The sequence below is a fragment of the Mycobacterium sp. GA-1285 genome (assembly GCF_001499905.1).
Taxonomy (GTDB): domain Bacteria; phylum Actinomycetota; class Actinomycetes; order Mycobacteriales; family Mycobacteriaceae; genus Mycobacterium.
The window spans coordinates 58,492-71,226 of the sequence record NZ_LQIS01000008.1; the positions used below are offsets into that span (position 1 = coordinate 58,492).

At 64.0% G+C, this 12,735-nt stretch carries 13 protein-coding genes and 1 other RNA gene; 7 read left to right on the forward strand and 7 right to left on the reverse strand.

Features of this window, described 5'->3' with window-relative positions; genetic code table 11:
- Nucleotide 1 precedes the first annotated feature (1 nt).
- The gene (locus AU193_RS06550; RefSeq protein ID WP_064421633.1) at nt 2–1,129 is read left to right on the forward strand and encodes an acyl-CoA dehydrogenase family protein; all 1,128 of its coding nucleotides are present in this window, start codon (nt 2–4) and stop codon (nt 1,127–1,129) included.
- On the opposite strand, the gene AU193_RS06555 is transcribed toward AU193_RS06550, so the two are convergent.
- The gene (locus AU193_RS06555; protein ID WP_064421549.1) at nt 1,126–1,935 is read right to left on the reverse strand and encodes an SDR family NAD(P)-dependent oxidoreductase; all 810 of its coding nucleotides are present in this window, start codon (nt 1,933–1,935) and stop codon (nt 1,126–1,128) included. The two genes, AU193_RS06550 and AU193_RS06555, sit on opposite strands and share 4 nt — an antisense overlap.
- 195 nt (nt 1,936–2,130) lie before the next feature.
- Here AU193_RS06555 and AU193_RS06560 point away from each other — a divergent pair, with 195 nt between their 5' ends.
- From AU193_RS06560 to AU193_RS06575, 4 genes are all read left to right on the forward strand, one after another.
- Nucleotides 2,131–2,742 carry a TetR/AcrR family transcriptional regulator gene (locus tag AU193_RS06560; protein ID WP_064421550.1) on the forward strand — a complete coding sequence of 204 codons (612 nt, stop codon included), beginning with the start codon at nt 2,131–2,133 and terminating at the stop codon, nt 2,740–2,742.
- An 88-nt stretch (nt 2,743–2,830) separates the two neighbouring features.
- Nucleotides 2,831–3,589 carry an SDR family oxidoreductase gene (locus tag AU193_RS06565; RefSeq protein ID WP_064421551.1) on the forward strand — a complete coding sequence of 253 codons (759 nt, stop codon included), beginning with the start codon at nt 2,831–2,833 and terminating at the stop codon, nt 3,587–3,589.
- On the forward strand, nt 3,586–4,866 hold the full coding sequence (locus AU193_RS06570; RefSeq protein ID WP_064421552.1) for a DUF427 domain-containing protein: 1,281 nt from the start codon (nt 3,586–3,588) through the stop codon (nt 4,864–4,866). Before AU193_RS06565 ends, AU193_RS06570 begins: the two co-directional genes overlap by 4 nt.
- Before the next feature lie 164 nt (nt 4,867–5,030).
- Nucleotides 5,031–5,888, forward strand: coding sequence for a mycofactocin-coupled SDR family oxidoreductase (locus AU193_RS06575; protein WP_064421553.1), 858 nt, complete (start codon nt 5,031–5,033; stop codon nt 5,886–5,888).
- A gap of 69 nt (nt 5,889–5,957) precedes the next feature.
- On the opposite strand, the gene AU193_RS06580 is transcribed toward AU193_RS06575, so the two are convergent.
- The gene (locus AU193_RS06580; RefSeq protein WP_064421554.1) at nt 5,958–6,437 is read right to left on the reverse strand and encodes a VOC family protein; all 480 of its coding nucleotides are present in this window, start codon (nt 6,435–6,437) and stop codon (nt 5,958–5,960) included.
- 158 nt (nt 6,438–6,595) lie between these two features.
- Here AU193_RS06580 and AU193_RS06585 point away from each other — a divergent pair, with 158 nt between their 5' ends.
- Nucleotides 6,596–7,855: a cytochrome P450 gene (locus tag AU193_RS06585; protein ID WP_064421555.1), complete on the forward strand. Its 1,260-nt coding sequence runs from the start codon at nt 6,596–6,598 to the stop codon at nt 7,853–7,855.
- On the opposite strand, the gene AU193_RS06590 is transcribed toward AU193_RS06585, so the two are convergent.
- Genes AU193_RS06590 through AU193_RS06600 form a run of 3 tightly spaced genes read right to left on the reverse strand, consistent with a single transcriptional unit; the run spans nt 7,856 to nt 10,502 of the window.
- Nucleotides 7,856–8,590 (reverse strand): SDR family NAD(P)-dependent oxidoreductase, encoded by a 735-nt coding sequence (locus AU193_RS06590; RefSeq protein WP_064421556.1) that lies wholly within the window; start codon nt 8,588–8,590, stop codon nt 7,856–7,858.
- On the reverse strand, nt 8,587–9,027 hold the full coding sequence (locus AU193_RS06595) for a VOC family protein (protein ID WP_064421557.1): 441 nt from the start codon (nt 9,025–9,027) through the stop codon (nt 8,587–8,589). Before AU193_RS06595 ends, AU193_RS06590 begins: the two co-directional genes overlap by 4 nt.
- Before the next feature lie 5 nt (nt 9,028–9,032).
- Nucleotides 9,033–10,502: an NAD(P)/FAD-dependent oxidoreductase gene (locus tag AU193_RS06600; RefSeq protein WP_253867665.1), complete on the reverse strand. Its 1,470-nt coding sequence runs from the start codon at nt 10,500–10,502 to the stop codon at nt 9,033–9,035.
- Between the two features lie 112 nt (nt 10,503–10,614).
- Here AU193_RS06600 and AU193_RS06605 point away from each other — a divergent pair, with 112 nt between their 5' ends.
- Nucleotides 10,615–11,565 carry a nitronate monooxygenase family protein gene (locus AU193_RS06605; protein WP_064421559.1) on the forward strand — a complete coding sequence of 317 codons (951 nt, stop codon included), beginning with the start codon at nt 10,615–10,617 and terminating at the stop codon, nt 11,563–11,565.
- A gap of 149 nt (nt 11,566–11,714) precedes the next feature.
- Here the strand turns inward: AU193_RS06605 and AU193_RS06610 are convergent, their stop codons facing one another.
- The gene (locus AU193_RS06610; protein ID WP_064421560.1) at nt 11,715–12,179 is read right to left on the reverse strand and encodes a hypothetical protein; all 465 of its coding nucleotides are present in this window, start codon (nt 12,177–12,179) and stop codon (nt 11,715–11,717) included.
- A 157-nt stretch (nt 12,180–12,336) separates the two neighbouring features.
- Nucleotides 12,337–12,705: a transfer-messenger RNA gene (gene ssrA, locus AU193_RS22750) on the reverse strand.
- Nucleotides 12,706–12,735 lie beyond the last annotated feature (30 nt).

Below are 12,735 nucleotides of genomic sequence, written 5' to 3' on the forward strand. Positions count from 1 at the left end.
GATGTCGCGAATTCCAGACGGTTTCGCGGCGACCGACGAGCAGGAGGAGTTGCGCCGGACGGTCCGCGCATTCCTCGAGCTGAAGTCACCAGAGCACGAAGTGCGCCGCATCATGGAGACCCCCGAAGGCTACGACCGCGAGGTGTGGCGCCAGATGGCTGACCAGCTCGGGCTTCAGGGGTTGGCCATCCCGGAGGAGTTCGGCGGAAGCGGTTTCGGCTACAGCGAACTGGGCGTGGTCCTCGAAGAAGCCGGCCGCGCGCTGTTACCCGGCCCGTTCTTCGGTTCGGCCGTGCTGGCTGGCGGTGTCCTGATGTGCAGTAGCGACGAGGCCGCCAAGTCGCGGTATCTGCCCCGCATAGCGACGGGCGAGACCGTCGCGGCGCTGGCGCTGACCGAGCAGTCTGGTCGGTGGAGCGCGGACAGCATCCAAACCAGCGCACGTCAAGACTGCGCGCGCTGGATCATCAACGGCAACAAGACATTCGTGTTGGACGGTCACATCGCCGACCTGGTGCTGGTGGTGGCGCGGACAGTCACCGGCATCTCGCTGTTCGCGGTCGACCACACCGACGGTCTGACTCGCCGGGTGCTGTCGACGCTGGACCAGACGCGGCGGCAGGCCCTCATCGACTTCGCGGATACCCCGGCCGAGTTGATCGCCGCCGAGGGGCAGGCATGGCACGCGTTGTCGCATGCCCTCGACATCGCGGCCGCCTGTCTGGCGCTGGAGCAGGTCGGCGGCGCGCAGCGGTGCCTGGAGATCGCCGTCGACTACGCAAAGACCCGTCACCAGTTCGGCAGGCCTATCGGCTCGTTTCAGACGATCCGGCACAAGTGCGCCGATCTGATGTTGGAAATCGAGTGCGCCCGCGGTGCTGCGCAGTACGCCGTGCATGCCGCCGCACAGCAGCTGGACGAACTCCCCGCCGCCGCCTCACTCGCCAAGGCCTATTGCTCGGACGTCTACTCCAGAGCCGCGTCCGCGAACATCCAGATCCACGGCGGAATCGGCTTCACCTGGGAGCATCCCGCGCACATGTACTTCAAACGAGCCAAGTCGTCGGAGCATCTGCTGGGCGATCCCGCCTACCACCGCGGCCTGCTCGCCGACCGAGTCGGGATCTAGAAGTCAGTCCCGCCGTCGATATTGATCGCAGCACCGGTCATGTACGCCGCACGATCACTAAGCAAGAAAGCGATCAACTCCCCAGCCTCGTGTGGCCGTCCGCCACGGTCGAGCGCCACCCGCATATTCCATGCCGGATTACTAGAAAGATGTCTGTAGATCGCGTCTTCCTCCGGCACGTCGTATTCCGCTGCGCGTCGCGCTCGGATGAAGTCGTTCACCTCGGTGTCGAACAAACCAGGACAGACTGTGTTCACCCGGATGCCTTCGGGCCCATGTGTTTTCGCGAGAATCTTGGAGAGCGTCAGGACGGCGGCCTTGAGCGCGTTGTACGGCGGTATCAGGATTTTCGGCGCGCGCACCGAATAGGCGGCCGTCGTCACAACCGTCCCGCCGCCGCCACGTTGCAGATGAGGAATGATCGCCCGGCAGGAGCGCACCGTCGCCATCAGAATCATCTGGTAGTACCAGTCCCACGATTCGTCGGTGTGCTCGAGAAAGGGGCCCTGCTGCTTCATCGGGCCCGCCGTCACGGCCAATCCCCGCAGACCGCCGAGCCTGTCGGCGGCCTCATCGACCGCGCGCTGAACACCGTCGCCCTGGGCTGCGGCGTCGACGCCGATCCCCACGGCACGGACGCCGTGTCGGTTGGACAACAGCGATGCCCTCTCGACTGCACGCTCACCGTCGCGCGCCAGTAGCGCCACGTTGGCCCCGTCGCGGGCGAGCTGCTCGGCGGCCGCGAACCCCATGCCTGTCGTCCCTCCGACGATGACGAAGTTGCGGCCGCTCAACCCGAGGTCCACGTCGAATCTCCATCGCCGTCTCGTGATACCCAGCGCCGCTGAGTGTAACAATTGAACGCGATGTGTCACTATGACTCACACCCGAGGAGCACCTTCTGCGTGCCGCCGGGCCGGTGCGCCGGAACGCCTGAACACGAGGTGTCACGTAGCATAGAAAGGTTCTAAACTGCTTGATCCCAGCGACGAGGGAGCGACATGGCGACTGAGCGGGCCACGGCCGAGCTCGACGAGCAGCAGGAGTCCGACCGGCGAGACCAGATTCTCGAAGCGGCGAACGTGTGCTTCTCCCAACTGGGGATTCAGCGTACGAGTGTGCAGGATGTCGCCCGGGTTGCGAACGTGTCGCGGGGCACGGTGTACCGCTATTTCGAGGACCGCACGATTCTGATCGAGGCGGCCATTGAGTACGGCGCCCAGAAGTTCTACCAGGAAGTCGCGGCGGCGATGGCGAAGAAGTCCACGCTAGCGGAGAAGCTTGGTGCGATGGCCGAAACCCATGCCAGAATCCTGCTCGATCATCGGACACGCAACCGCCTCATGGCCGACGACGCCGAACTGATGCGACACATGATCGCCGACGGCGACTCGGCCGTACGACGCACGACTGAATTTCTCGTGCCCTACGTCCGAGAGGCCCAAGAACGTGGCGAGGTCGGGACGAATATCGACGTCAAGGCCGCCAGCGAATGGCTCGCCAGGATCATCTACTCCTTCTCGACGGTGAACAAAGCCCAGACCTTCGACATGTCCAAGCCCGCCACGGTGCGCCGCTACGTCGAGAAGTTCGCGATCAACGGGCTACGTTGATCTCTGCAATCGCGGAGCAGTGACACACAATTTGTAATAATGTTCTGTCCAACCCACGGCCTTCGAGAACCATGGAAGCAGAGGTGGCATGGGTGAGCCGTCGCTAGCCGGCAGGAAGGTGGTCGTGGTCGGCGCATCCGCGGGCATCGGGCGCTCCTTCGCCATCCGGGCGGGCAAAGACGGGGCCGAAGTGGTCCTCGCCGCGCGCCGCGTCGACAAGCTCGATGAAGTGGTTGCGGAGGCGGGCCGGGGAGTCGCGGTGGCCGTCGATGTGCGCAACCCTGCCGATTGCGCACGGCTCGCCGAGGTGGCCGGCGAGACACTGGGGAAAGTCGACATCCTGCTGATCTCGTCGGGATACGCACCCCTGAAGATGTTCTCCGACACCGATGCAGAGGACTGGCGAGATGTGTTCGAAACCAACGTGATCGGCGTGCACGAACTCATCCGGGCCCATCTTGCAGTACTCGACCCCACAGCAATCGTCGCTGCGCTGTCGTCGGATTCTGTCCGACATCCGCATACGGCGCTCGGCGCTTACTCCTCGAGCAAGGCGGCAATGGAGCGCTGCCTGATCTCATGGCGTCTGGAGAAGCCGGGATACCGTTTCAGCTGTGTGGAGATCAGCGGCACCGTCCCGACCGACTTCACCTCGCATTTCGACCCCGACCTGCTCGGCACAGCGCTCACCGAATGGCTCGCGCGCGGACTCGTCCAAGAGAGCCGAATGACGCCCGACGCCGTCGCAGACGTTCTCGCCGGCACCTTCGCCGCCGCCATCGACAATCCCGAGGTCGGCCTGGAGTCCCTCGTCCTCAAATCACCGGCCGGACCGATGCGATCATGACCGGACAAGTCGAGTCGGCATGGCCGTCACATCCCGACTACGAAATCGGCATCAAGCGCATGCCCTTCACGGGGCAGGTGTGGCTCGGGGGCCTGCTCGTCGCTGAGAGCGAGAAATGCCTAGTCGTCACCGAAACCGACCATGTCGACCGGCTGTATTTCCCGAAGACGGACGTGCACTGGGAGCTGCTCGAGCCCAGTGAGCACACGACGGTCTGCCCGTTCAAGGGCCGCGCCTCCTACTGGAGCCTGTCCGCCGGCGACCAATGGATCGACAACGTCGCGTGGAGCTACCCGACACCGCTGCCAGAAGTCGCGGGAATCACCGATCACATCTCGTTTTACGACGACCGGCTGCGCATCGTGGTCCTGGAACGCTGGCCCGACGGAACGTTGGTGCCCACGAGATTCCCGCTGTGGGGCGATGCCGCCGAGCTGGTGCGGCTCATCGACGTGGAACCGCGCGACGACAACCACTTCGTCGGCCCGGCGCACGGCCCGACGCAACGCGATGTCGTCGAAGGCGGACAGCTGTTGGCCGAAGCCATCGTCGCAGTGTCGAAAACCCTTCCTGAGCAACGGGTCACATCGGCGTCGATGGTCTTTCTCAAGGCAGCTTCCTTCGGCGCGCCAGTCGAGATGTCCGTTGATGTGCTGCGCAAGGGGCGCATCTTCTCGACCGCCGAAGTTCGCGCCACGCAGCACGACGCTCTTCGCGGGGCCGCCATCCTGCTTTGCGATTCCGGGTCAAGCGATGTGATCGGTCACGCGATGGCGATGCCGGACGTCCCGAAGCCTTCTGACGCCGATCCGTTCGAAGGCTTCGGCATGCCCGGTCGTGAGATACGGGTGGTGGACGGCGCGTACGATTCAAATCCTCATCGGGTGGGACCGCCGGAGATCAACGTGTGGGTTCGGTTCCGAGACGCACCCTCACAGCCCTACCTTCATTCCGCCCTGCTGGCTCAATCCAGTACTCATTGGACGATCGCTGCGGGTCTGTTGCCGCACAGCGGGTTTGGCGAGGCCCTTGCGCATCGCACCTTGTCCACCGGGATCATGAAGGCCACGATCGCATTCCACGAAGATGCGGACGTCACGGACTGGCTGCTGTATACGAACCGTGCGTTCTGGGCTGGACGCGGCCTGGTCCAAGGTGACGGCCACGTGTTCACGGAGGGCGGCCGGTTGGCGGCGTCCTACACGATCCAGGCGATGGTCCGTGAGTTCCGCACCCAGCCGGCAGCCATGGGCCACGACGAACGGACAGTCATGTGATGTGGGGCGGCGCGGGCGTGAAAAAAACTACTGTGGTTGCAGTTATGTCTTCGGTGCGGCCTGGTGCCTTTCGACAGCGGAGCCGTCCGCCGTACGACAGATATACAATGTGTGTTCTATCATCCAGCGTGACGGACCGACGTCCTGGCGCATGGGAGAGCTGAATGAACCGTCTCACAGGCAAGGTGGCGGTGATCACCGGCGCTGCGCGAGGCCAGGGTCGCAGCCACGCTGTACACATGGCCGACGAGGGCGCCGACATCATCGCCCTGGACATATGCGCAGACATCCCCTCCAATGAGTATCCGTTGGCCACGCCGTCCGACCTCGACGAAACTGCGACGCTCGTCGAAAAAGCCGGGCGGCGCGTCGTCACGGCTGCGGTGGACGTCCGCGACCGACCTACCCTGAAGAAGGTGCTCGACGACGCCGTCGCCGAACTCGGTGGCTTGCACATAGTCGTCGCCAATGCCGGAATATGCCCACAGGGCAGCCACATTCCCTACCGAGGGTTCATCGATGCGTTCGACGTGGACTTCCTGGGCGTGGTCAATACCGTCCACCTCGGCCTTGAGCACCTCGGACCCGGGGGGTCCGTGATCGTCACGGGATCGATCGCCGGCCTCGTCGAGCAGAAGGATCTCGCCACCGGCGGCGGACCGCAGGGACCCGGCGGGGCGGGCTATGGCATGGCCAAGAAAATGATCCGCGAGTACACGAAGGCGCTTGCACTCACGATGGCGCCACACGGTATTCGGATCAATACGATCCACCCGACCAACGTGAACACCGACATGCTGCACAACCTGCCGATGTACCGGACGTTCAGACCGGATTTGACCGACCCGTCGCGGGAGGACGCTGAACTCGTCTTCCCCGTCCTTCAGGCGATGCCTATCCCCTACGTCGAACCCGAAGACATCTCCCACGCGGTCGTTTACCTCGCCGCCGATGAATCGCGTTATGTAACGGGACAGCAGTTGTTCGTCGATGCCGGCGCGGCCCTCAAGATGGGTATGTGACTTCGAGCCGGCTCCGGCGGGCGTGGGCTGCCACCCCGGCTCCGAGAATCATTCGAGGCTGAGCGTCGCTCAGATTTGCAGGTCGCGCCGCCCACGATCGGGACGCGGGGGCAGAATCGCCATCCACGAATCCGACAGCAGTTCGAGCAGTTGCCCATCCGGGTCACGGATCATCGCCGACTGCTCGGACACCGTGTCGTCGACCACCGCTCCTCCGAACTCACCGACCATCGCTAACACATCGCCAAGATCGGCGACCGACAGCGACAGATGCGTCAGCCCGATCTCATCCATGACGCGCTCCGGCCCGGCGTGCGCCTCCCGTTGCGAATAGCTGAGCAGTTCGAGCACGAGCCCGTCGCGGGTCAGGTACGTCGCGTGCAATCCGATCGGCTTGGCGAGCCGCAGTAGCTTGTCGGTGCCGTCATCGGGTGGTGCCAGTTCCCACCAGAACTCGAATCCGAGCAGGTCCTCGTAGAAGCGGCGGGAGCGAGCGAGATCGGCGACGCACAACCCCACGTGGTTGAAAGTCGCTCTGTGGATTGTCAATACGTACCTTTCACAACGAGTCAACCGAGTCTCAGGCCGATCGGGCTGAAGTGGAAATCGCCGACCCGCCGGCGTCGCTGCTTCGGACCAGTCGGTGATGTCCCCCTCTCAACCATGTAAAAATAGTCGGATAGCGGGGTAACTGATAGCTTAGCGCCATGACACCCGACGTCAGCGCGGACGCGGTGGTGCAGTTCGATCACCATTCGGAAGACTTCACGCGCGACGATCTTCAGATCAGTTCAGCCATCCGGCGGCGGTGTCCGGTGGCGTGGAACGAGAGCTATGGCGGGTTCTGGTTCGTCACCGGATATGAGGCCGTGGCGCAGGCGGCCAGGGACGGTGACACTTTCGCGCACAAGTACGAACCGGACGCCTCCGACGGGGTCGACTATCAAGGCGAGATGGGGATCCCGCGACCGGACGGCCAGCCGCCGCTCGGTGTCGGTGAGGTCGACGGCCCCTACCACCTTGCTCTGCGGCGAGCGCTCACACCGTTCTTCTCACCGGGAGCGGTCGACAGCATGCGGCCCTTCATGGAGCAATCCGTGCACTACTTCATCGACCAGCGCATCGCCGACGGACGGATGGACCTGGTGCTCGACTACGCCAGCCCCGTTCCCGCCCTCCTGACCATGAGGCTGATGGGGCTGCCTTACGACAATTGGCAGCTGTACGCCAACTTCTTCCACTCGATCATGGCCGCGTCCGACGGTGAGGAATACAACACAGCGATAGCCGCAGTGCCGACGATGATCAACGGGTTGTTGGAGTTCGTCGCGACGCGACGGGCCCATCCGACAGACGATTTGACCAGCTTGCTCGTGCAGATGGAGTTCGACGGCCGCAGGCTCGATGACAGGCAGCTCATCGACATCCTCTGGAACCTCATCGGGGGCGGCGTCGACACCACCACATCGCTGACCGCGTTGAGCCTTCTGCACCTGGGCACTCACCCGCAGTTGCGCCGGCAACTGCTGGAGCGTCCGGAACTTCACCGAACCGCAGCGGACGAGTTCTTGCGTTACTTCACCATCAACAAGCAGCTGAGCCGCACGGTGACTCGGGACACGGTGCTCGGCGGGCAACGACTGCGACGCAACGACCGGGTGTTGATCAGCTGGCTGGCGGCCAACCACGACGAGCTCGTCTTCGAGCAACCCGACGACGTGATCCTCGACCGCTCCCCCAACCGGCATCTGGCATTCGGGCTGGGACCACACCGGTGCATCGGGGCTCCGCTAGCGAAGGTGATGTTCGAGGTGATGGTCAAGGCCGTCCTTGACCGCATCCCCGACTACGAGGTCGACCTCGATGGTGTCCGCGAATATGCGGGGAATCCGACCATGGCGGGGCTCGGTGAGCTGCCTGTCCGCTTCACACCCGGAACACGTCTCGGCACGCCGCCGCCCTATTGATCAGCTGCGCCGCCGGGCCATGAGCCGCTGCAACTGTCCGTAGGAGTCGATGGGACTGTGTAAGCCCAGTCCTCCATCGGCGATCAGCACTTGGCCTGTCACGCATGGTATTTCGAGCAACGCGACGATGGCTTCGGCGATGTCCTGCGCCTCGCCGAGGCGGCCGAGCGCGGTGCGTTCGGTCAAGCCCTCCACCCAGCCTGGGAGCTTTTCGGCTTCGGCGAGCATCGGAGTACGGGTGACTCCCGGCCCGACGGCGTTGACCCTGATGCCGTACCGGCCCCACTCGGCGGCGGCGACACGGACCAGCATGTCCAGACCGGCTTTCGACACACAGTAGGCGCCCATGTTGCGGTCGGCGATCGTGCCGCTGATGCTCGACACCACCACCATCGACCCACCGGCACCCGCGTCGACCATCGTCTGTGCGACGGCCCGCATGGTCAGCCAGGTTCCGGTCAGATTGGTGTTCATGACCCGTTGCCAGTCATCGGGACTCTGGTCCAACAACATTCCCGATGCGCCGACGCCGGCGGACGCCACCAGCCTCGTCGGCGCCCCGTTGTCGGCGACGGTTCGCTCGACTGCTGCCGACACCGAATCAGGGTCACTGATGTCGCATTCGATATCACCGCCTCGTAGGTCCCAGGTGATGACCGTCTTACCGGCCTGGCGCAGGCGCGAGGCGGTGGCGCGGCCGATACCGGAACCACCTCCTGAGATGACGACGGTCATTGCGGCGGTCCGATCAGCTCGACTCGAACGTTATCCGGTGCCGTGATGACGCCCATGGCAACGGTTTTCCCGCCCGGTGCGGGCATGGTGATGCGGCGCACGTCCTTGTCGAAGCCCAGGCCGGCGAGCCTGGCCAGGGTCGCGTCGACGTCGCGTTCGAGTGACAACAGAAAGAACCCGAATTCCGGGCGCGCGGGTGTCGGTGAGGTGCCGGTGACCCCGTCGAGCACGACGAGTTCGACGATGCCGGTGTCAGGGGTGTCCGGGTCGCCGAGGAAGATCGAGCGCAACTGGTCGGTGTCAGCGCTGAACAGGGTGGGCCAATCGCCGGTGAACGTATGGTCGAACAGTTCGACGAAGCCGAGACCGTCGCACCAGAACCGCGTCGAGCGCTCGACGTCGGAGGTGACGATCGCGCAGTGGTGCACTCCGGGCATACGTGCTATCCCGTCCACTGGTCAGCGGTATACCGCAACGAGTTGAACTGGTCGAGGCCTACTTTCGCGAGTCGCTTGACGAAAGTGGTTCCGTGGTAGGGGAACTGTGTGACCACCTTTCCGCTTAGATGGCGAAAGTAGTTGTTGCAGTTGGCAAGCCATACGGTGCCGGTCATCGCTTCCTGAATCTCCCGATTGTAGGCGTCATGGATGTGTCGTTTGATGTCAACGGCCTGCAGCCGCTGCCGATGCATCGTGTCGAGCGCTCGACGGACGAATTGGGCCTGGGCTTCGAGGATGAAAATGATGGAGGTCACTCCGTTGGTGTTGGGACCGTAAAGGGTGAAGAGGTTGGGATAACCCGGTACGACGGTGCCGAGATATGCCTCTGCGCCGTCGCGCCAATCATCGTGCAGTCGTCGGCCCTCGCGGCCGTACACGTCGAGTCCCGAGAGGTATTCGTTGGCTTTGAAATCCGTTCCGAAGATGACGGTGTCGACGTCATGGTCGGTTCCGTTCGCGGTCCGCAGACCGGTTTCGGTGAATTCCACGATGGGCGTCGTTTCGAGGGTGACATTCGGCCGGGCGAACGTCGGGAACCACTCGCGGGACTGCAGCGGTCTCTTGCAGCCGTGCGGATAGTTCGGCGTGAGTTTGGCTCGAAGATCGGGGTCAGCGATCTTGCGGTGCAAGTATTCGCGCGCGATCTTGGTCATCTCGGCCGTCTGCGCCGAATCCGCTGCGAAACTGGCCGACTCGTACTGCTGAAACGCCGAGTCCCTGACTTTTCGCGCTTCGGTGTGGTCGCTTTCGAACAGCGCCTGCTGCTCGGGTGTGAACGGATCGTCGAAGCGCGGGCTCACCCAGGTCGGTGTCCGCTGGAACACGGTCAGATGTGCCGTCTCCGTTGCGATCGCCGGTACGTATTGGATGGCGCTGGCCCCCGTGCCGATCGACGCGACTCGTTCCCCGGCGGTCGATTTGGAGTGGTCCCAATTGGCCGAGTGAAACATGCGGCCCCGGAATCGTCGCAAGCCAGGGATGTTGGGAATTTTCGGCACGTCCAGCATCCCGACGGCGGTGACCACGGCGTCGAAGTGACGGGTGGCGCCGTCGTCGGTCACCAGAGTCCAACGTCGGTCGCTGTCCGACCACCGTAGAGAGTTGACGCGGGTCCTCGCGACCAGGTGATCGGCGAGTCGGCTGTCGGCGGCGACCTGCTCCAGGTACGCGAGGATTTCGGGCTGATTGGCGAAGGTCTTCGACCATCTCGGGTTGAGCGCGAAGGAGTAGGAGTAGAAGTGTGACGGCACGTCACAGGCCGCGCCGGGGTAGGTGTTCTTCCGCCACGTGCCTCCGAAGCCGTCGCCTTGTTCGAAGATCGTGAAGGCGTAACCGCCGTTGGCGAGTTCGCGTCCCATCGCAATGCCGCCCGGGCCGGCGCCGATCACGGCGACCGAGGCTGTCTTGCTCACAGGAAGCGTCTCTCCGCTTGGTCGGCGCGCTCGAGATTGCATGAGTGCGCCGTGTCGCGCCGTTGCACTGCGCGATGGAAGTGTAATGCAGTTTTCACGGTAGTTTGGACTGATGGCGGTGTTCGATCTGCGCAGCCTGACGACGCCGATTGTGCAGGCCGGGATGGGTTCTGTCGCCGGATATGAGCTTGCGGCGGCCGTTTCGGAGGCGGGCGGTCTCGGGACGATCGGGGGTGCGCGTGCCGACATTGCCACCGAGCTTGCCAAGGCGCGCCTGCTCACCGGACGCCCGATCGCGGTGAATCTTCTGCTGCCGTTCATCGGACCAGGTGACGTGGAGGCGGCAGCCGCCGCCGACGTGGTCGTCACTTTCTGGGGAATCCCTCGCCGGCTCTCTGCCACCACTTGGATTCACCAGTGCGGGTCGGTGGAAGAGGCGAAGGCCGCGCAGCGGGCAGGCGCAGATGCCGTCGTCGCTCAAGGAGTGGAAGCCGGCGGCCACGTCCGTGGAACCACTCCGGGTTTCGAACTGCTCGAGCAGATCCGTGCCGCTGTCCGGATCCCGGTTCTGCTGGCCGGTGGCATCGTCGACGCGCAAGGTGTGAAGGCTGCGCTGGATGCGGGCGCATTGGCCTCGGTGGTGGGCACTCGCTTTCTGGTCAGCGAGGAGAGCCGCGCCCACGGCGAATACAAGAAGCGCTGCATCGAAGCAGAGGAAACCGTGCTCACCGAGCTGTTCGGATTGGGCTGGCCGGATGCGCCGCACCGTGTGATCCCCAACGCTGCGACACGGCGTTGGTTGGGCGACGAGGATCGGGTTCCTCGGTGGATCCGTAAGAGCAACCGGGCGATGACAAAGCTCATGAATGTGGTGCCGGAGGCAGCGCAAGACCGCGCTCTGAGGGCCCAACCGCCACAGCTACCGTTCCTGGTGCCTCAACCGCCGACCGAGAGTGGACCGGAGAACTTGGTGGACTGGCGGCCGCTCTACGCGGGTGCGAATGTCGCAGGGATAACCGATATCCCGACCGCGGCGCAGCTTGTCAGAGCGCTCACCCCATAGCGGCGCGGCGCGACCTCGTGATCAGGTCAGGGATGTTGCTCGAAGAGCGCGGCGCGGGCGAGCTCAAGGGTGGTACCCGGCCAGTGCCGTCTGTTCGCCGTCGTGTCTCCGTATTGCACCATTCGGAGCGCTGTCATCCGGTTTCACATTCAGTTCCGATGTAAGGTCGCAGATTTCGGGCCCACCCTGCGCAGCAGCGCGGTGGCCGCCCACCGCGCAGCTGCGCGGCGACCGTGGCATACGGCCAGACCGTTCTGCTGGAGGTACTGCAGCCCGTTCTGCACCTGGTGCCGTTCCAACTTCACAACTTTGGCCAGCTCAGTCACGGTCATACCGGCGCGACGCTGATAAAGCTGCTGGGCGATCTTGTAATGCTGCTCCGGCACCGTCACTTGGGGGATCATGGGCGGCTCCCACCGCGGCGGGCGATGCCGCGGTGGAACCGGCTTGTCCTCGCCGACGTACCGCCTGCAATTCAGACAGACATCGTCCGCGGTCGTGGTGCGGTGGATGCACGGGGCATATTCCAGTGGGGCGCCGCGCTTGCCCAGCAGCACGGGCTTGGCCTTACGCGGGCGCCGATGTCGCGGCGCTGCGAACGGAGTCGCCGCCATCGCTTCACGGTAACTAGCCCGTCTGACCGACACCGCACAATTCGCATCGAGCTATGTGATCGCGGGCCCAGCCGCCCAGAGTGTGCCCCAAAATGGCCCAAGGCCGAAGCAGGCCGGAGCGAAACACGCTCTGACCTGCGATTCGGCCGAGAATATGTTGTGGAGCTGCCGGGAATCGAACCCGGGTCCTACGGCGTTCCCTCAAGGCTTCTCCGTGCGCAGTTCGCTATGCCTCTACTCGGATCTCCTGATCACGCGAACAAGTCAGGATGACGATCCCAGTCGCTGTTTGGTGTCCCGATGAGTTCCGCGACCGAGCTCACCGGTTTATCCCTCTAGCTGATGCCAGACACCGGGTCGAGGGCTCTCCCGGGCTGACAGACTAGCTGTCGCTTAGGCAGCGAGAGCGTAGTCGCGCTGATTGGAATCGGCGCTTAATTGGTTGCAACGACGCTTACGGTGGTCTCTTGCCTGCACCGGCACGCTTCCCTTGATTCGACGCTCGAAGTCGAAACCGTTCAGCCCCATGTCTAGTTGTCGAACATCACCCCGCCGA